This is a genomic window from Citrobacter sp. 172116965 (assembly GCF_013458095.1).
Lineage (GTDB): Bacteria > Pseudomonadota > Gammaproteobacteria > Enterobacterales > Enterobacteriaceae > Citrobacter > Citrobacter braakii.
Window position 1 is genome coordinate 4,274,797 of sequence record NZ_CP046673.1, and the last position, 18,812, is coordinate 4,293,608.

General features: G+C 50.4%; 10 protein-coding genes and 6 pseudogenes. 7 read left to right on the forward strand and 9 right to left on the reverse strand.

Going from position 1 to position 18,812, the window contains the following annotated elements; all coding sequences use genetic code 11:
- Window positions 1-11: 11 nt before the first annotated feature.
- Window positions 12-185, forward strand: a pseudogene (locus tag GPJ68_RS20765) (IS66 family transposase); the annotation flags it as partial.
- Window positions 186-205: 20 nt separating this feature from the next.
- On the opposite strand, the gene GPJ68_RS20770 reads toward GPJ68_RS20765, so the two are convergent.
- Genes GPJ68_RS20770 through GPJ68_RS20780 form a run of 3 tightly spaced genes read right to left on the reverse strand, consistent with a single transcriptional unit; the run spans window position 206 to window position 2,541 of the window.
- On the reverse strand, window positions 206-1,744 hold the full coding sequence (locus GPJ68_RS20770; RefSeq protein WP_004201219.1) for an IS66-like element ISKpn24 family transposase: 1,539 nt from the start codon (window positions 1,742-1,744) through the stop codon (window positions 206-208).
- A gap of 48 nt (window positions 1,745-1,792) precedes the next feature.
- Window positions 1,793-2,140, reverse strand: a complete 348-nt coding sequence (gene tnpB / locus GPJ68_RS20775) for an IS66 family insertion sequence element accessory protein TnpB (RefSeq protein ID WP_021563201.1) — start codon at window positions 2,138-2,140, stop codon at window positions 1,793-1,795.
- Window positions 2,137-2,541: a transposase gene (locus tag GPJ68_RS20780; RefSeq protein WP_003031976.1), complete on the reverse strand. Its 405-nt coding sequence runs from the start codon at window positions 2,539-2,541 to the stop codon at window positions 2,137-2,139. The genes tnpB and GPJ68_RS20780 overlap by 4 nt, the downstream gene beginning before the upstream one ends.
- 82 nt (window positions 2,542-2,623) lie before the next feature.
- On the opposite strand from GPJ68_RS20780, the pseudogene GPJ68_RS25420 reads away from it, so the two are divergent.
- Window positions 2,624-2,692 (forward strand): annotated as a pseudogene (locus GPJ68_RS25420) (hypothetical protein); the annotation flags it as partial.
- Here the strand turns inward: GPJ68_RS25420 and istA are convergent.
- Window positions 2,684-3,526: pseudogene (gene istA, locus GPJ68_RS20785) on the reverse strand (IS21 family transposase); the annotation flags it as partial. The pseudogenes GPJ68_RS25420 and istA overlap by 9 nt on opposite strands.
- A gap of 12 nt (window positions 3,527-3,538) precedes the next feature.
- On the opposite strand from istA, the pseudogene GPJ68_RS20790 reads away from it, so the two are divergent.
- Window positions 3,539-3,676 (forward strand): annotated as a pseudogene (locus GPJ68_RS20790) (IS110 family transposase); the annotation flags it as partial.
- Between the two features lie 416 nt (window positions 3,677-4,092).
- Here the strand turns inward: GPJ68_RS20790 and GPJ68_RS20795 are convergent.
- Both GPJ68_RS20795 and GPJ68_RS20800 read right to left on the reverse strand, forming a co-directional pair.
- Window positions 4,093-9,984 (reverse strand): DUF3320 domain-containing protein, encoded by a 5,892-nt coding sequence (locus GPJ68_RS20795; protein ID WP_047357848.1) that lies wholly within the window; start codon window positions 9,982-9,984, stop codon window positions 4,093-4,095.
- 840 nt (window positions 9,985-10,824) lie between these two features.
- Window positions 10,825-11,007: pseudogene (locus GPJ68_RS20800) on the reverse strand (DUF2534 family protein); the annotation flags it as partial.
- Between GPJ68_RS20800 and GPJ68_RS20805 the strand changes: the two are divergent.
- From GPJ68_RS20805 to GPJ68_RS20820, 4 genes and pseudogenes are all read left to right on the forward strand, one after another.
- Window positions 10,978-12,124: pseudogene (locus tag GPJ68_RS20805) on the forward strand (IS66 family transposase); the annotation flags it as partial. The pseudogenes GPJ68_RS20800 and GPJ68_RS20805 sit on opposite strands and share 30 nt — an antisense overlap.
- Before the next feature lie 218 nt (window positions 12,125-12,342).
- Window positions 12,343-13,053 carry a flagellar brake protein gene (locus GPJ68_RS20810; RefSeq protein WP_129622261.1) on the forward strand — a complete coding sequence of 237 codons (711 nt, stop codon included), beginning with the start codon at window positions 12,343-12,345 and terminating at the stop codon, window positions 13,051-13,053.
- Window positions 13,054-13,172: 119 nt separating this feature from the next.
- Window positions 13,173-13,757 (forward strand): LuxR C-terminal-related transcriptional regulator, encoded by a 585-nt coding sequence (locus GPJ68_RS20815; protein ID WP_048998666.1) that lies wholly within the window; start codon window positions 13,173-13,175, stop codon window positions 13,755-13,757.
- 141 nt (window positions 13,758-13,898) lie between these two features.
- Window positions 13,899-14,615 (forward strand): EAL domain-containing protein, encoded by a 717-nt coding sequence (locus GPJ68_RS20820; RefSeq protein WP_048998665.1) that lies wholly within the window; start codon window positions 13,899-13,901, stop codon window positions 14,613-14,615.
- 61 nt (window positions 14,616-14,676) lie between these two features.
- On the opposite strand, the gene GPJ68_RS20825 is transcribed toward GPJ68_RS20820, so the two are convergent.
- The 3 genes from GPJ68_RS20825 to GPJ68_RS20835 are packed head-to-tail and all read right to left on the reverse strand — an operon-like array spanning window position 14,677 to window position 18,802.
- Window positions 14,677-15,327 (reverse strand): fimbrial protein, encoded by a 651-nt coding sequence (locus GPJ68_RS20825; RefSeq protein WP_048998670.1) that lies wholly within the window; start codon window positions 15,325-15,327, stop codon window positions 14,677-14,679.
- Between the two features lie 14 nt (window positions 15,328-15,341).
- Entirely contained in the window at window positions 15,342-16,325 is a 984-nt protein-coding gene (locus GPJ68_RS20830) for a fimbrial protein (protein WP_180836963.1), read from the reverse strand.
- Window positions 16,316-18,802: a fimbria/pilus outer membrane usher protein gene (locus GPJ68_RS20835; RefSeq protein WP_180836965.1), complete on the reverse strand. Its 2,487-nt coding sequence runs from the start codon at window positions 18,800-18,802 to the stop codon at window positions 16,316-16,318. Before GPJ68_RS20835 ends, GPJ68_RS20830 begins: the two co-directional genes overlap by 10 nt.
- Between the last annotated feature and the right edge of the window lie 10 nt (window positions 18,803-18,812).

Genomic DNA, 18,812 nt, shown 5'->3' on the forward strand with positions numbered 1-18,812 from the left:
AATACGGGCTTATGAACGACACCTCTTCTGACGACATCCTTCAGCTGAAACAGCGCCTTGCCGAACAGGAAGCGCTGAACCAGGCCCTGCTGGAAAAACTGGCCTCCCGTGAACGCGAAATAGACTATCTGCAGGCGCAACTGGACAAGCTCCGCCGGATGAACTTCGGTAAGCGTGCAGCGAGAACCGTATTGACGGGGATGTGTTATTCAGTTGGCAGTGCTACGCGCCAGGGGAGTAGTTCGCTGACCCGGTTTATCGGCCAGTCAGCTATAACATCAAGCACATGGCGAAGGTAGCTTTCTGGCTCCACTCCGTTCAGTTTGCATGTCCCGATCAGGCTGTACAGCAGCGCTCCCCGCTCTCCTCCATGATCCGAACCGAAGAACAGGTAGTTTTTGCGGCCCAGGCTGACCATCCGTAGCGCATTCTCAGCTATGTTGTTATCTGCCTCGGCCCAGCCGTCGTCAGTATAGTAAGCCAGCGCCGGCCACTGGTTCAGTACGTACGTGAACGCTTTCGCCAGTTCTGAGTGTCGCGACAGCGTTTTCACCTTTTCACGCAGCCAGCTTTCCAGGGATTTCAGCCGCGGTTTAGCTTTTTGCTGACGTTCTGCAAGGCGTCGCTTCGCCGGCATCCCCCTTATTTCCGCCTCGATGGCATATAACTCACCGATCCGTTTCAGGGCTTCCTCCGTCAGCGCTGACGGGGTGCGAACGTGCACATCGTGGATCTTGCGGCGGGCATGAGCCCAGCAGGCAGCTTCCGTTATCTGTCCATTGCGGTACAGTTCGTTGAACCCGGCGTACGCATCCGCCTGCAGAACACCGCTGAAGCCAGCGAGATGGCTCTGCGGGTGGATACCTTTTCTGTCCGGGCTGTAAGCGAACCACACTGCCGGCGCCAGCTCTGACCCGGCGTTACGGTCGTCACGAACGTACGTCCACAACCGCCCGGTCTTCGTTTTCTTATTACCTGGCAACAGCACCGGGACAGGCGTGTCATCAGCATGGAGCTTACCGTCAGTCAGCACATAGTCCTGAAGCGCCCCTTCCAGCGGTGACAGTAGCCGGCAACACGCATCCACCCAGCCCGACAGCAGTGAGCGGCTCAGCTCCACACCCTGGCGGCCGTATATTTCAGACTGGCGGTACAGCGGGGTGTGCTCTGCATACTTTGAACTCAGCACGCGGGCCAGCAGCCCCGGTCCTGCGATACCCCGCTCGATGGGCCGTGAAGGCGCGGGGGCCTGCACGATGGCATCGCACTGAGTACAGGCATGCTTTTCACGTACTGTCCGGATAACCCGGAAGGCGCTGCGCATCAGCTCCAGCTGTTCGGCGGCATCTTCACCCAGGTAACTCAGCGCACCACCACATTCCGGGCAGCATGACGCTGCCGGCAGCAGCCGTTTTTCGTCACGGGGAAGTGATTCAGGGAACGGTTTGCGGGTACGGGTCTGCCGCAGCGGGCGCTGCACGGCCGGGTCATCCACCCGGCCGGTAAGGGTATCGCTTTCTTTCTGCAACTGCTTAAGGTCGGCTTCCATCTTCGCGATACGGCGGGAGACTTTTTCGGAGCGGCTGCCGAAGTTCATCCGGCGCAGCTTATCCAGTTGCGCCTGCAGGTGATCTATTTCGCGTTCACGCTCGTTCAGCTTTTCCAGAAGGGCACGGTTCAGCGCCTCCTGTTCGGCAAGGAGACGTTTCAGTTCATCGATATCGTCAGGAAGTAAGCTGTTCATACCGGGTATATTACCAGGCTCATTCAGCGTCGACCAGGATAAAGAGGCCTACAACATAGTCAGTGACGTAAGCAGTCTTTTAGGCTGCCGCCAGTCGATACCTTCAAGGAGCATCGCCAGCTGTGCCGGTGTGAGGAACACTTTGCCATCCCGGGCTGACGGCCAGGCGAAGCGGCCGCGCTCCAGCCGTTTGGTCAGCAGACACAGTCCATCGCCGGTAGACCAGAGGAGCTTTACCTGACTGCCATTACGCCCACGGAAGATAAAAACGTGACCTGACATCGGATCGTCTTTCAGCATCGTCTGCACCTTTGCCGCCAGGCCGTTGAAGCCGTTTCTCATATCGGTGATGCCAGCGACCAGCCAGATCTTTGTCCCTGATGGTAATGGGATCAACGTTTGAGCTCCCGTATCAGCAGGTTCAGGATATTTTCGCTGATGGCACCATTCAGACGGAGTGATCCGTGCCGGAACGTCACTTCACAGCTGATATTGAGTGATTCAGGTGCCGCAGCAGCTACAGGTTGTGACCGGGGGGAGGTTGCAGGGACAACATCTTCGGCATCAAGTGTTATCGGGAGCAGCTCAGGCACGTTGTTTTCTGTTGTTGAAGGAGGACGTAGTTTTCCTTCGCGCCAGTACTGGCGCCACTTGAACAGCAAATTATCGTTGATCCCATGCTCACGAGCGAGTTGCGCTACGGAGATCTCTGGTCGATGCGAGAGTTCAACCATTTTGATTTTGAACTCAACGGGATAATTAGGGCTTTTTTTACGCACTGCGGTTAATGATTTCATGGATAGCGTCCACCATATTTGGTGTCCATTATCCTCTCAGGAATTTCAGGATCTGCCAGACGGTGCTGAGACGACGCTTACGAACTTCGGCAGTCGTTCCGAAAAGGTCTCCCGCCGTATCGCGCAGATGGAAGCTGACCTGAACAAAGTAATAATGCTGCTCAGATTCAACGTGGTAATCGATATTCACTTTCGCTTTTTTAATATGCAGGTAGCGCCATGGATGTACCGGCAGAGGGCGAAGCGCGGCCTGATCCAATCTTGCGAAGGCTTCCCTGCGATTGCCGGGAATCTTTTTGAAGGGGTGCGCATTGAGGCTGGCAACCAGCGTACGGATACAGTGGTTCAGCTCCGACAGCGAGAAGAAGACCTGGTGACGTAACCGGGCCAGGAACCAGCGTTCGACGATTTGCACGCCTACCTCCGCTTTGGGTTTGTCTCTGGGCTTTCGGGGACGGGCGGGTATCACTGCAACCTGATAATGCTCAGCCAGTTGCTGGTAGGATGGATTCAGCTCGGGATCGTAACGGCAGGCCTTGTTTACCGCGCTTTTCAGATTATCCGGTACCAGTATTTCGGGTACTCCACCAAAGAACTCCAGCATCCTGACATGGCTGAGAAGCCAGTCCTGCAGTGACTGCGTCCAGGTGGCTTCAGCGAAGGTATAATTTGAGGCCCCCAGAACGGCTACGAAGATCTGTGCCTGGCGGCATTCGCCAGTTTCCGGCGAGATGACAGTAATCGTTGGCCCGCAGTAGTCGATAAAGCATTTTTCCCCGGCGATATGCTGCTGGCGCATGGAGCGCTTCTGCAACTGGCACCATGCCTGATAGCAGTAGCAGAACTGTGAGTAGCTGTATGCCCTGACAGGTACCCGCTGACAGTATTCCTCCCATAACAGATGACGGGTGACGCCTTTTTTACGCAGCTCCATGTGGATTTCAGCCCAGTCAGGATCCCCCAGTTCGCCAGGACGGCTGTCGGACTCCGGATACAGCAGACTGGCAAGCCTGCCGATTGGGTCAGGGAGTTACTGTGTAAGAAAAGTAACTTTGTCGTGACCTGCGCTCTCGCAAACAAGCTGGCTAGAATAGCCTTGGCACTTACGGCACGACAGCAAACTTACGAAACATAACGAGAATAACACTTTTAAACAATCACTTATCTGGTTTTGCGAATACTGATTATTGATGATACAAACGGCCCACCGGCCTGTAAAACGGAAAGGCTCGATGAAGCCGTATAATTTCTGGAGGTTCATCAGGCGCGGAACTCATCGAGGCGTGGAAAAAAAATTCCACTCTGATGCCGAATAGATTCAAGCAAACCAACTTATTGTCAAAATCGGTGTTGCAAAAACGGGAGTGACCATAGATTCGTTTTCCAGACGTCCTCCTTGATTACGCCCAACTGGTCGATGTTGGTGATGCAGAAAACCACGATAAGAGGTGTCAGAAATCGACTCTAATACATTCGGTCTCAAGATGATCGAATAAGACTCTATATTTCAGACTGTTAGTCTCTAAAAGAGGTTTTCCACACGGTTGACCTTCAAACAACATCAAGTACTGATTCAATCCTTTTTTTTGCCTGACTAGTCAGGCGTTTAATGCCAAGCGAGCGGGTCATTTCCTGTATCTTATTGTCACCTTCAATACTCAGCGCCAGTGCGCGTAATTCCTCACTGGGGATCGCGTCAACCTGACGAATGTCGTTATCCGTGGCTGGCAAACGAAACACATTCCAGTCAGCACGTTGCGCTGCGGACAGCCAGACGAAGTCTTCACCTGAGTGATCGGTTGCAAGGTGATAGTGTTGATCCACAATTTCCATTACGCGTTCACGTATCAGTCTGCCGGCGCGAGTGAAGCCGTGTATACGTGCGATGCGTTGCACAAGCGTTGTATCCAGGACTGGTGATTCACTTGTCACCACCGCTTCAATGAGGGTTTTAAGTGTCTCATCATATTCAGCGATATAGAATTGTTCTGCATCTGTCCTGTCGCACCATTCCTGAAGATCGTTAACGACATACTTACCGACATTCACTGGCTTGTCGTTATTCTGAGAAGCTAAAGATGCATACTTCAGCCCAGTGTTACCATCATCTTCGCTTACTTTGGCAGTAAGCGGGATGACAGGGGTTACTGACGCGGATATTTCCGCATCATTAGCGACAGGTGTAGTTTCAGAAACCAGTATGTCATCACTGACATCATTGGTTACGGGAGCGATGACTGGCGTAATCTGCTTTTGTTTTTCTGCTTCAGCAATCAGTGCGGCTTCCGCTGCTCTGGAGTCCTCCAGCAGGCGACTTATTGCTGCATCCAGCCTGTCGAGTGCGCCTTCTTTATCAATCCACCATTCTGTTGACCAGAGGCGCAGTAATTTCCAGCCCAGGCCCTGCAGGATGGAGCTCCGGACTTTATCGCGATCGCGTGCTGTTGCTGCGCTATGGTAAGTGGCGCCGTCACATTCAACACCGACAAGATAGTCGCCAGGCTTATCCGGATGAACGATCCCCAAATCAATACGGAAACGGGATACGCCAATTTGCGGGACAACATGCCAGCCTTTTCTTCTCAGGCCATTTGCCACTGCCTCTTCAAACGGTGAGTCATAACCGCCTACAGACCCACGTACTGCCTGGGCAAGAGCTACAGGGCCGCGCTGGGCAAACTCAATAAAGTGTTTGAGGTCAGCAACCGCGCGGGCGTTGGTCCGATTAAGGTCGATAAAGGAAGGATCGAACGAGCTGAAGACCATCATTTCCTGCCGCGCACGTGTGACGGCAACATTCAGTCGGCGCCAGCCTCCCTCGCGATTAAGCGGTCCAAAATTCATCGACATTGTATTTGCGCCCGGTTCAGTCGGGCCGTACCCGATGCAGAGTATGATCAAATCGCGTTCATCCCCCTGAACCGTTTCGAGGTTTTTAACCACAACAGGTTCTTCCAGTTCAGACTGGAAGAAGGGTTCAATTTCAGGGTGTTGCTGTCTGGCACGGTCCAGCAGATCGCTGACTAGCTTTTGCTGTTCGGTATTCAGCGTGATAATGCCTATCGATCTGCCTGATGCAACGAACTCTTTATCAGTCAGTCGCTTCACCGTTTCAGCGACGATCGCTTCTGCCTCGGCCTGATTATGACGTCCTTTCCCTTTAGAGTAGACGCCTGCAACCTTGCACCACTGGACAGCACTTTGCTTTGTTTCCGAAGCGGGGAACGTAATCAGGCTACTGTCATAGTAGCGATGGTTGGAGAAGGTAATCAGGCTTTCATGACGGCTCCGGTAATGCCAGCTCAGGCTGTGGTTATACAGGCCGGCAGCAAGACACTCATCCAGAATGCTTTCCATATCTTCTTCAGTATCATCGTCAGTGTCATTGGCTGCACGATTAAAAAAGCTGGTAGGCGGCATTTGGCGGGGATCGCCAGCGATTACCACCTGTTTGCCACGCGCCATGGTGCCGATAGCATCCCACGGGGCAATCTGCGATGCTTCATCGAAAATCACAAGGTCAAACAAGTCCTGGTCCGAGGGCAGGAACTGGGCGACTGAAAGCGGACTCATAAGCATGCAGGGGGCAAGTTTGGCCATGGCATCTCCCATTTCTGCTGCCATCTGACGTACCGGTTTATGACGACGGGATTTCTGTAGTTCATGTTTAAGCAGAGCAAAACCACCCTGCTTGCTGACCTCATTTTTTGCAGGAATGACGCCACATAAACGGGCACGGATGTAGCGTACTGCCAGTTTGGACAGACGATCGGTTTGCGTACGGTAAGCCTCAATATCACTCATGTGCTCAGCCGGCACAAAATTGTGCAGCAGCGGCTCTGAATCGATCATCCACGATGCAAACCAGCGGCAATAGGCAGTTTCAAAAATCTCTGCCGCGCTGATGTCTCCTGAGTCAAGATGGACCAGCGCGTTGATCACTGGTTGCAGGCCATGTGAAATCGCTTCCTCACGCACACGGCTCCAGTCACTCCAGGCTTTAAGAGCGGACTGATGTTGCAGGATATTGAGTGCGCAGTCACGCAGTGCCGGGAGCGATGGTTTATCCTCAGATGGTTTTATCAGATTGCAGAAGCTAACCTGTGCATCATTGAAATCGGCGATCGCTGTGCGCAGTTTCCGGGTTAGTGCGGAGATAACGCCCTGCGAACCGAGAAGGTCATTGGCATCAACAATCAGGTTTTTTACCGCAGTGCGGATCTCGGCCAACTGCTGTGGCGAAGAAGCGAAACCACCAAGCGAATTGCGGATAGATTCGGCAAGTTGCAGGGTGGTCTGCAACTGTGCAACGTTGGTATCCAGTCCAACCCATCCCGGCAGAGATACAGTAGCAGAGTTAAGCTCGGTCAGACGTTGCAGCAATGTCTGCAGAGTTTCAGCAATGGGGAGATCAACGGATAAGTCGGGGGCTGACGTTAGCGAGTGTTGTCGGATAACTTCACCAATGACTTTCTTGCGGGCACTGGTCGCAAAGAACCAGAATTTTTTGTCAGCGACGTCAAGTGCGTTTCTGATCTGTGGGACATTAACGTGCTGCCAACTGTTACAAGGGTAGGTAACTGACAGATTAGCCTTTGTCGCTTCAATCTCTTTCAGGAGGTGAACGGCTTTATTCGCTGACTCTATACGGCTTGCGGCATCCGGTGCGAACATGAAACTCAGATCAATGCCGTAAGCTTCCGACAATAATTCACAGAATGAAGTTAACTGCGACAGTCTCTCCGGCTCGGTAGAGAGCAGAGTAACTCCCGTCGCCTTCAGTAACGCCTCGGTCGCGTCTTCAAGGTGATCGATGGTTGCAGGCAATGAGTTTGCTGCAGCAATGAGAGAGGACTGCCATCCATTGGTCCAGTCAGCCTGCGCGATGAGTTCAAAATGATCGCCGTGCTGTTTCCATGCATCACGGTTCAGCTCCAGACGTTTTACTATCTCTCTGAACTGTGTCATCTCTGCAGAAGAATGCAAAGTCGATGCAGGCCAGCTAAAGTGCGGCGTGGCGCTACTTGCATCCCTGATAACTGTGCCCATTGCCTGATGGAGTGTTAAGCCATTGGGCCAGCGCCGATGGAGCAAACGGACAACCTCATTGAGTTTGTCACGCAGGTGCTGCACCTTGGCCGCTTCTTCCTTCCACTCCTCGGTGGTTAGTAGATCACGCGCATCCCATGCCCGCTCGAGCTGTTTCAGAAAATCCATCTTGGACGTTTTGCTCGAGTGCAGTTCCAGACAAAATTCACCGAGTCCCTGGGCCTCAAGCCTACGATAGACCACATCCAGCGCCGCTTTCTTTTCAGCGACAAAAAGTACGCGCCTGCCTAGCGCAAGGTTATGCGCGATCATATTGGCTATGGTTTGCGACTTACCGGTACCGGGTGGGCCATCCAGAACAAAATCCCTGCCTTTTGCAGAGGCTACAACAGCGGCGATTTGCGAGGAATCTGCAGGCAACGGCAAGAAAAGATCCTGCGTATTGATGTTGTCATCGAGTTCATGAGCGTTGATGACTTCTCCGCTCTTATCCAGAACGGCATTTTCCTGGCCGCGTTCGATAAGATACTTTACCAGCGCACTTTGCATCAGCTGAGGTGCCCGGTCGATGAGATCTTTCCACATCAGATATTTGGCAAAAGAGAATGTGCCAATCACGACATCGCGGGTGACTTCGAAACCGGGTATGTCGCGTACAGCACGCCGTACCATATTCCAGATACCATCCACATCAACACCACTTTCATCGGTGGGTAGATCACCATCGAGGCCGTTGATTGTCAGAGCAAAGTCATTATGCAGCAGCTCAAGCAGTGTAAGGTTGAAGCGGGGCTCTTCTTCCAGCAAACGCATGGTCACGCCCGAAAGTGCACTTTTACGGTCAAGTTGAATCGGCAGCAGTATCAGTGGAGCAGAGTAACTTTTGGGGTCATCAGCAGATTTTTTCCATTTAAGGAAGCCAACAGCGAGGAAAAGAGTGTTGGCACCACCTTCCTCGAGATCACTTTTCGATTTTCGATAGAGGTCGATCAGGGATGACTCGAGGCGGTATTTTTCCATTGAGGAGACGACTTCACCGCGTTCCAGCGCAATCTGAGCGTATTCTTCCTGCAGGTTCTCATTTGTGAGCTGCTGATAAAGTTCGGCATCGCGGCCGCCGCTTTCGAGATCAGGGAGCGGGACAATGCGAATGCGTTTGCCTTCAGCCAGTTTATCTTCAAGATGGCCCGGATTCGCACAGATCAAACGAATGCCTTTAGCGCTTTCAGACAGGTGTAACAGGCGGTTACGGGTGGTTAAGTCCAGAAGTTTTCGTTGCCACTGTACCAGCCGCCCCCCGGCTTCTTTTTCGCCAGTTGTCTCGATATCAATATCAACATCAGGGATATAGGGGGCTTCCTCAAACCCATGCAAAATAACCTCGCAGGCATCCGACTGGTCTTCAAGGCGAGTGCCCCCCAGAGCCAGTGGCCGAATTTTCTGCATACGCGCGCGACGGGAATCAATGGCTGCGTGAAAAACATCCTCGTTAAGATGCTTTAACGCTTCATCAGATGCCTGAGTAAATGAAGGCGGGTGAGCTCTGGTCGCGAGAGTTGTCTCAAATACGACCATTTCTTTCAGGTCGACACGTTTGCGCACCGCAGAGACGTCATCTGTCACTAGCTGCGAAAATTCCTGCGGTTGTAACCAGACACCAGCAAACGCATGACCTTCACTGAGCATTAGCAGTGAATTCAGACCAATCTGTTCCAGTGCTGAAGCAAATAATAATGTTGTATCCAGACAGGTCGCGACTTTTCCTTCCAGAATGGCTCCTGGAGTGCGAATTTTCTGGCCATTGCGTTCAAAACTGGCTGGGGGAAGGGCATAACTGATATTGAGGTTGCAAACAGCAGTCCAGAGAGCTGAGGCAATTTCCCAGACACGAGTTCTCGACTTGCTTTCATAACCATTAAGAGCGTCATCCTTGCCTGCACGGCGAAGGACATCAGAGGTTGCCTTGAGTACACGATCCACAGCCGGATCATTAGGAATAATAAATGAAGGGAGCAATTCAATCATTGCACTGCCGCCCCATTCATTTTTCGCCAGTGCCTCAAGCGGGTAATGGGTAATGAAGAGTTCTTCCTCACCCTGGCGCAAACTTAGCGTGACTTCGCAGAGTACGCTTTCAGTCAGTTCGGCTAGCCATTCAGCATTAAGTTTGATATCCCGATCTCTGATATCAAGTGAAGTACCGGGAAGCAGGCGATCGATATTCCATTTTTTTTCTTCGAGCACAGCTGGCACGGTCCTCAGATGCAGTGTCAGATCCTGAAATGTCTCTTCGGACTCATTATGCAAGATAAGCTCACGTAACAGCGGAACTGCATTTTGGTGTGATGTGAACCCCAGCTTGTGCGCGATACTCACCTGCGCTTTAATACCCATGAAACTAATTCTCCTTAAGAGGAAATCAATCAAATATGCACAGTATTGCTGACGACAGGAGATGCCTTGAACAGGCAGAAAGCATCAGCAATTTGATTGCTCTGACGACGAGTATAAGAACTGGCGCGCAAGTTCAGGATGCATCATTCGCGGATTAGGTTAGGGGGCGAAAGGCAGTGATTGTAAAATCTATGCACGCGTCCTCTACCGTCAAGAGGTCGTCACTAAGAAGCATCTTAGTATTTCGCTAACATAAAGTATAAAGAGAACCTGATCTATAGATTAGGTCAGCCCAGTAATCTGAGGTAGGATAGCAATTTCATAAAATTTTATCTCAATGATAAATATAAGTTTTTACCCCCTCCCCCTCGATTCAACTGTAATAATGAACAACAAAAAAATCAAGAAAAGGTGATATTCGATATAATATTTTAAAAAATGGATTGATAACAATTGAATATATCCCTTTATTTGTTCCCTGTTATTTAACAAGCCACGATTTTAGTCATGTCTTTGTCAAACAGTGAACTCACAGCTCTTAGCAGACCACACGCCTCTTCAAGCGGTCCGCTACGTGCCATAAACGGACATTCAATCCTTCAATGTAATAACTTAGGATTAAATATCCTTTAGATTGATGTAGCACGACGGGACAAACTAAAGTGAAATTTGACTTAAATGGCGCATCCGATCAACTATTTTTAGCCACTATTACAATACGCGCAGAACGTGCGTCGTTTCATGAAAAAGGGGGCTGGCAATGTGTTGCCATTTGACAGTGCCAGCGCAAACAGTACTGGCACATACAGGTGAAAGCCTTTGAAAGGCTCGGCTAAGACGTTATGAAATTAGAGTCCTGCTAACCCTTCTCATCCCTGGACCCAGGAAATAAAAGCCAAACGGGAGAGAGCCTATAACGGTGAACAGAAGACTATAGATGGCAACCCATGCTCCCTGAATAATGAACAAGGATATGTCCCGGGTTTCCATTGGCAGATTGTACTGGTCTTCAACGCCCTGAAAGTGATCCGCACGGTCAGAGTGAAAAAAGCCTGCGTCAGATGCGACTGTATCGTTGAAGCCCCTGCGCCATCACGTCCCATCGACCGGGGTATCGCCGGACCGGGTCTGCTGGCCCGCGTGTTAACGAGCAAGTACTGTGAACATACGCCACTGTATCGCCAGACTGAAATCCTGGTCCGTCAGGGTGTGGATCTCAGCCGGGCGCTGCTCTCCAACTGGGTGGATGCCTGCTGCCGGTTAATGGCCCCGCTGGATGAAGCCCTTTACCACTACGTGATGGACTGCCGCAAACTACACACTGACGACACACCTGTTCCGGTGCTGGCATCGGGCAGAAAGAAGACGAAAACCGGGCGGTTCTGGACGTATGTTCGCGATGACCGGAGCGCTGGCTCGTCAGATCCGCCAGCGGCGTGGTTCGCCTTCTCGCCAGACAGGCAGGGGAAACATCCTCAGCAGCATCTTCGCCACTATCATGGTGTGCTGCAGGCGGACGCCTTCGCAGGTTATGATCGGTTGTTCAGTCCGGAACGTGAAGGAGGGCCGCTGACAGAAGCCGCATGCTGGGCCCACGCGCGCAGAAAAATCCATGACGTCTATATAAATAAGCACGCAAACAGCGACAGCAGAAGAGGCCCTGAAACGTATCGGTGAGCTGTACGCGATAGAAGAAGAAATACGCGGCCTCACGGCATCTCAGCGGCTGGCAGCCAGGCGGTCCCGAAGTAAGCCGCTGCTGACATCGCTGCATGACTGGTTGGTGGAAAAAAGCACGACACTGTCAAAAAAATCCCGGCTGGGCGAGGCGTTCGTTTATGCCCTGAACCAGTGGGATGCGCTGTGCTACTACTGCGATGACGGCCTTGCAGAACCTGATAACAATGCAGCGCAGCGGGCGTTACGGGCAGTATGTCTGGGTAAAAAGAACTATATCTTCTTCGGCAGCGATCATGGTGGTGAACGTGGAGCCCTGCTATATGGGCTGATCGGAACATGTCGGCTCAATGGTATCGATCCGGAAACCTACCTTCGCTACATCCTGAGTGTACTGCCGGAGTGGCCGTCGAACAAAGTGGCTGAACTTCTGCCCTGGAACGTAGATCTCACCAATAAATAGCCGTCAATACGGCGCTCGCTGAACGCTTACATATTAAAAGATTATTCATTCCAAATACCAATAAAGAAAGTTCGACAGTGTCAACCATCAATCAATAGATTTACCCTATTTTTTTACATTAAACAATAGGCTGTAATGGCGTTTTTTTTAAGAAAAATACGATTCAAACATGGGATAATAAATTAAAATTCTGGCTATTTTTGGATTAGGGAGTCAATATGTCTGAAGGAGTTTCTAAAAATTCCAGATATGAAATCATTGCAATTCTGAGAGATGAACTCAGGATTCAATCTAAATTGTACTTCTATTGTAATAATATAAAACACCAGTCGACACTAAAAAAAATAGAAGGAAATTTTTTCTATATAAAACCATCCACCTCTCATCCTGGCCTTCCTAAAGAGAGCATTTTTTATTTTATCATCCACAGCCCATTAGGAAAAATAGAATTCACAACCAACAATCGAATCACTGCCAAAAACAATTCAAACAATCTTCTATGCTTCATTATCCCTGAATCATTATCAATACTACAACGAAGGACATCACCAAGAATTAACGTTAGGTACGAAAGCCAGTTTTATTGCTCTGGAAGATACAGAAGTGGCACTATTTATAAATATCACTTGAATGATATATCTGAAGGTGGTTGCTCGTTTATATCCCTGGAACCTTTGCATAGTTTTATTAGGAATGGAAATAAACTTGAAAATTCAGAGTTAAATCTTGGGGAGTACGGACAAATCCTTGTTAATTTAAAGATAAAGCATATATCCGAGAAAAATAATCACAAACAATGTGATACAACAAGCTTCAGAGTATCTTGCATGTTTTATTACGAAAGTGAACAAAAAAAAGAGGAGATAGAAAAAATAATTGTCAAATTGATAATTGATAGAAAAATAAAAAACAGGCGAACCCTAGTTTAATTTACCTGATGAAATACAATTTCAATAAAAAACAACCACTTTAACCTAAAACACTATTAATTCAATAGCACACAAGACATTTTTTATGATAACGATAGTCAACAGGAAAATTTAACACATTGAAAAACACATTACTTTATACTGACGACAATATCATCGGACACTCGATCCATGATTATATGATTGATAACAAAAAAAACATCACCACTCTTAACTTCCAGGATATTGTTAAGGGGACCAGCGCGCCATCAACCACTACCATTATTGTCAACACTATCCATAAGGATATCTCTGCAGCCACAACGGTCGCATTGCTTAACACCCTGCGCAAGCGTCTTACGCACTGTGCTTTGCTGGTTTTAATTGTAAAAAGTGACCTCTCCAGACTGTTCAGGGAGCTGCTTGATATCGATCATTTATTGATTTTGACTGAAAAATCTTCTTTATCAGATTTCTCAGCCATCATCAACAGACCTTTGACCGCCGATGGCTGTCAGGGATTATGTACCCGGCGTAAGCTAACCGCCAGGGAACTTCAGGTTCTGGAGCTAATCATTGCCTGTAACAACAATAAAAGAATCGCATTACTCCTCGATATTGATCACAAAACGGTACACAGCCATAAAGTACATATTATGAAGAAACTGGGGATGAATAACTCACGGATAATGAATAAAAGGATAGTCAATATGTATCGGTGCTAAAGCCAAAAATATGTGGGTGACCAATCAAAAGCCGATAATTCATTGGTAATCTGCCTTTAATAATCATTCCCATCGACATAAACCTCACCTATAATAAAGTTATCTTCTCTTTACCTCCGACCTGATTTTTGACGAGAGATAATGAACGCGACTCTGTTTTCCAATCATAATTTATCACGTAGCGATATATCCGTTCGTTATGTCTTTCAAAAGATGTTTTCCCCAAAAAATACGCTCGTCGCCGTAGAGTGCCTGAGTCGTTTCGATAGCCTGTCTATCTCTCCAGAAAACTTCTTCCGCTATGCCAATACGGGATTGCGCGAGAGCATATTCATGGAGCAGCTGGCGCTTATTGAAAAACATAAACAGTGGTTTAATAAAAACGGCATCTCTGCAACAATCAATATTGATGACCATATACTCAACATATTGCTAAGACCAGAGATTAAAAACCTCGTTGATCACATTGGCTGCGTTCACTTTGAGGTAACAGAAAACTCGAATAAATTATTGAACAATGCTCTTGCAACCTGGAGCGATCCGCAAAGTACGACGCTCTGGCTCGATGATTTTGGCTCAGGTAATGCGGGTATTAGCGCGATTCGAGGCTACCATTTTGATTATGTCAAAATCGATAAAGACTTCTTCTGGCATTTAATGCAAAAAGATTCTGGCCGACCATTGATGGACGCGCTGATCACCTTTCTTTCCCGTAACCACCATAATGTGATTATTGAAGGCGTAGAAAGTGAAGCGCACAAGAAATGGTTACAGGGCATGGAATGGTTTGCTATTCAGGGACACTACTGGAAGGAAGTCAGTATTGAACAACTGGTCAAAGAAGATATCAAGGTTTAAAAAAATGCCGGAGCATTCCGGCATCAATATTAACATTCGCGCAATAAAGTCAATCAATCACTCAATTATAAACTAACTCCCAGGTCGCCCAGCTGGTCAACGGACCGCTGGTCGCTTTTTCCGGCGCTGGCGTAACGTAGCCAATGTAATAAGTAAATATCCCGCCATCCACCGCCTTTTCGACCAGAGGCACCCGGTTTTGCTGCGGGTCAGCCGGGACAATTTTATTGCTCTTGTCCAGCGTATTATTGTCGTTAGTCGACAGGGCCAGGAAAATATGGCTGGCCCCGTCCGCGCGCGTATTAGCCAGATAACCGGCGTTTTCATTACTGACGGAATTGACCATAAACCCATCAATCCAGCGTACGCTCACCATCCGAACTTCATCTTTATCCGCCGCGCCGCCATCATGGCGAAGCTGGCAGTTTGAGAGTTCCAGCGTGAAAGGCTGTGGTTTCATAAATGCCCCCGCCCCGCGATCGTGTACTTCTGCCAGGCTGACCGGCGCCAGCCAGACGCTTCCACTCCCTGCATTATTGCCGCCGTTAAGCGCCACGCTACAGGAGATGTCGGTCACTCGTCCGGCAAAATCAACCCGCCCACGATCGTAATTCGTCTCGAATCCCCACGCCGAGGAGGCAATAAGCGTCCCGCTCATCAAGGCCAACTGAATGAGTCGTGTGCTATTTTTATACTTTGCTGAATCACTCATACCCGCCTCCCGCATTAATCGTACGTCAGGTTAAAGATCATGTGCGACTCCACTTCACCGGTACTGGTAGTCGGCGCATATTGATAGAAGCGCGCATGGAGAGGCAGGGTGATAAAGCGGGTTTCCTGCGTGCGCAAGCTCCCGATGCTGTATTTTTTGTTAAATTCCAGCGGCGTGCCTTCTCTCAAAACCTGAATACCAATGCCTTTCGCCAGCGAGGTTCCTGCTTTTTCGTTCAGCAACGCCCCGCGAGTCAAGGCCGTCCCCGTCGCCAACGTGCCGGAGAAAGAAGTCTGAATATTGGCGTACCCCGACTCGCTTAACCCGCCGCTGCACTGTAGCTCAATATTAAAATCCTTACCCCCGGCGGTGGTTCCCACGCCGTTGAGATCGCTGCGCTTGATGGTACCGACATCAACGTTCATATTTTTGCCGCTCAGGATGGTACACGAGGGTGAAACCACGGTTATCGCATTGGCGCTCAGGAGCGTCACCAGGATCGGGTTATTACCGTTCTCCCAGTCATAAGAGGTATATTTACCCGCCGCCAGGGTGCCGCTGCCGGTTACCGCTGCGGTCTTTATGATTTCCAGCGTAAAACGCGACCCTTCAAGCGAAAAATTACCGCCTCCTGTCGTAAACGACCCCGGATAGATAATATTGACCGTTGAACCGCCGCGGCTAAAACGCATACCAATACCCGGCACATTGGTAGAATAAACTTTATTTCCCAGGTCGGTGACGCCTGAAGCCACAATGCTAGCTTTAAAAACGGTGGTACCGGTGCATCGATAGTTAATGCTGGAACCTGCGGGCATGGTCCAGTTTTGTGTGGCAATGACCGCTCCTACGGGTAAGTCGGGGTTTACAACCACCCTGCCCATTGCCATATCCAATTGCACGGTTGGTGCGGGGCCGCGCGTACAGGCAGCCCATGCCGACGTTGTCCCCAGCGCCATTAAGCCAATAAAAAGCGTCAGTTTTTTACTTAGCGACATAGCGTTTCCTTTGTTTTTGCCTGACTTAAATCCACCGAACACTGTCCGCCGCTCCACTTAACCGTCGCCTTCGGCACGCTGGCATCGCTGATAAACATCATGCTGCCCTGGCCCACCACGCCTATCTCTTTCCCGGACGGGTCGAATATCGTGGCGGCAAACGGTAACGGTAGGCCGTTAGTCTGGCGCGCCTGTACCGTGATGTTGTTCTGCACCGTGGTATCGAAGGAAACCTTAACCACGCTGCCTTCCCACGGCACCACCTGCGCCACGGTACGATCAAAGGCGACATCGTCGTTGCTGCCCTTCGGGTCAATTTCAACGGAGTTAATCCGGTAAGGCCGCAGATACGGCAGGATGGCGTAGCCATTGCTGTCAATACGGGTTCCCGGCGAGCCGGGCAACATCGCGCCAGCGGCGTCTTTCGCTTCGATCAACGCCATGGTAGTGCCGGTTTCCGGCGAGAACACCACGCCGTGGCGATGGGCAATCAGCGTTCCGCTGGCACCGATACCGCTCTGGCGATATCCTTCGCCTTGGCTATAGCTGCCGTTCAGCGTGGTCCACGGAGTACGGTAGCTGCCGTTCAGCGCCACATCATGCTGACCACCGGTAGACGTGGTTGTCGACACGCCGTAGTTGAGGTTGTTTTCGCTATCCAGCGAACCGTTGACGCCAATTTGTGAACTAGCGAAGCGTGAATTATTAAACGAGGTATTTGACGTCAGGTTAGCGGTACGGTTTTCACCGAACCACAGCGGGTAGCTGAAGTTGAGCGAAACCCGATCGTCGCGACGGTGGCCAGAACTATCCGGGGTATAGACACGCTGAGCGCTCACTGACCACGAGAGCCGGCCGTACATATTGTTGTAACTAAACTGGTACTGCTTCTCGGTTCCGGAACGGTTCCAGTAATCCGCCACCCGGCCGCTCAGATAAAAACCGCCCCAGCCGTCCGGCAGATTTTGGTTAACGGTAAAGGTCATACCGTTTTTTTGCCGCCAGACGGTGTAATTACTGTTGTGGTTTTTTTCCTGATCAACCGCATACAGCGCGTCGTTCAGATTGTAATAGCCTTTGGTGGAGTAACGATACGCCGCCAGCACGATACTGGTCTGGGTTTCGGTAAACATGCGGTTAAAGGTGGCGCGATAGCTTTGACCATGCTCGTCAAGGGTATCGCTCTTCAACCGTGAATGAGTAACGTCGAATGACAGCGCGCCGATGCCGGTGTTCATCCCGGTTCCCAGCAGGAACGCCTGGTAGTCATCAAAACCAGTGACGCCGGTATAGCCGGTAAACAGGTTATTTAAACCGTGCTGCCAGGTTCCCTGGTAGAGCATCGGCTTATTACGCAGCGAACTGTCGTCGACTTTACCGGCAGAGAGCGCATAGCGGGTCATCCCTGGACGCAGTAATTGCGCCACCGAGGCGTAAGGCACGCTAAACACTTCAACTGTACCATCGGCTTCTTTAACCGAAACTTCCAGGTCGCTACCGTAGCCGGAAAGGTAAACATCCTGCAGGGTAAACGGCCCCGGCGGCACCGTGGTCTGATAGATAATATTGCTGCCCTGACGAACCGTTACCAGGGCGTTGCTTTGCGCTACGCCACGAATTTCCGGGGCGTAGGAGCGCATGCCGTCCGGGAACATATTGTCATCGGTCGCCAGGTTTACCCCGCGCAGGCCAATGGTGTCGAAGAATTCGCCGTTGGTAAAAATCTGCCCGCCGCTGACTATCGAGTTAATCTGCGGAATGGGCCGCTGCAGGTAAGTTTGGTTGCTGTTCCAGTGGGCTTTTCCCTGCTGCTGCTGCCAGTTCAGGTTACCGATATGCCTGAGCAGCCAGCCGTCCCACGACAGGCCCGCGTTAATACCCAGATAAGCACTGCTGTTATCAGAACCGTTGGACGACGAGCTGTGGCTGTTCCAGGCGTTTGCCATCCAGCCTAAATTCAGCGCCGCAACGCCTTTATCCCAGAACTCCGGGCTGACAAAGTTTTTAAGACGCTGATCTTCGTAGATTTGTGGTACGGATATATCCAGTCGCAGGGAGGACTGGATCAGAGTGTCTTTAACATTTTCTTCGTTGCGCCACTCTTGCAGGCGTCCGCAGAAGCCCTCTTTCTCGCTGAGCTGCGGGTTGAATTTTTCAGGCGAGATCCCGTATTGCATCAGCATCGCTTTGGTATAGCAGACGCCCATTTTGCCATCTTTACCGGCGGTGATTTTCAGGTCGTAGCGCCCTTTCCATTCGCCGTTGGTATACACATCAAGTGAATAGACGCCCTCGCTGATAGCGCTGGTAGAAAAGCGCGACAGATCGACCTTTTCGCGACTGCCGACGATAAACCCATCGTTAAACTGATAGACCGTTCCCGGGTTTTCCTCTCCGCTGGAAAATGGCGGAAAGCAGCACAGCGCAACCGCAATGGCCGTGCTTAATCTTCCCGGGCAGATTGACCTCTGCTTCATGATCGTTTCC

Coding starts and splice junctions, on each gene's coding strand:
- GPJ68_RS20795 (WP_047357848.1), bottom strand. CDS start 9,984: ATGGGTATTAAAGCGCAGGTGAGTATCGCGCACAAGCTGGGGTTCACA.
- GPJ68_RS20825 (WP_048998670.1), bottom strand. CDS start 15,327: ATGAGTGATTCAGCAAAGTATAAAAATAGCACACGACTCATTCAGTTG.
- GPJ68_RS20830 (WP_180836963.1), bottom strand. CDS start 16,325: ATGTCGCTAAGTAAAAAACTGACGCTTTTTATTGGCTTAATGGCGCTG.
- GPJ68_RS20780 (WP_003031976.1), bottom strand. CDS start 2,541: ATGAAATCATTAACCGCAGTGCGTAAAAAAAGCCCTAATTATCCCGTT.
- GPJ68_RS20835 (WP_180836965.1), bottom strand. CDS start 18,802: ATGAAGCAGAGGTCAATCTGCCCGGGAAGATTAAGCACGGCCATTGCG.
- GPJ68_RS20770 (WP_004201219.1), bottom strand. CDS start 1,744: ATGAACAGCTTACTTCCTGACGATATCGATGAACTGAAACGTCTCCTT.
- GPJ68_RS20810 (WP_129622261.1), top strand. CDS start 12,343: ATGTCTGAAGGAGTTTCTAAAAATTCCAGATATGAAATCATTGCAATT.
- GPJ68_RS20820 (WP_048998665.1), top strand. CDS start 13,899: ATGAACGCGACTCTGTTTTCCAATCATAATTTATCACGTAGCGATATA.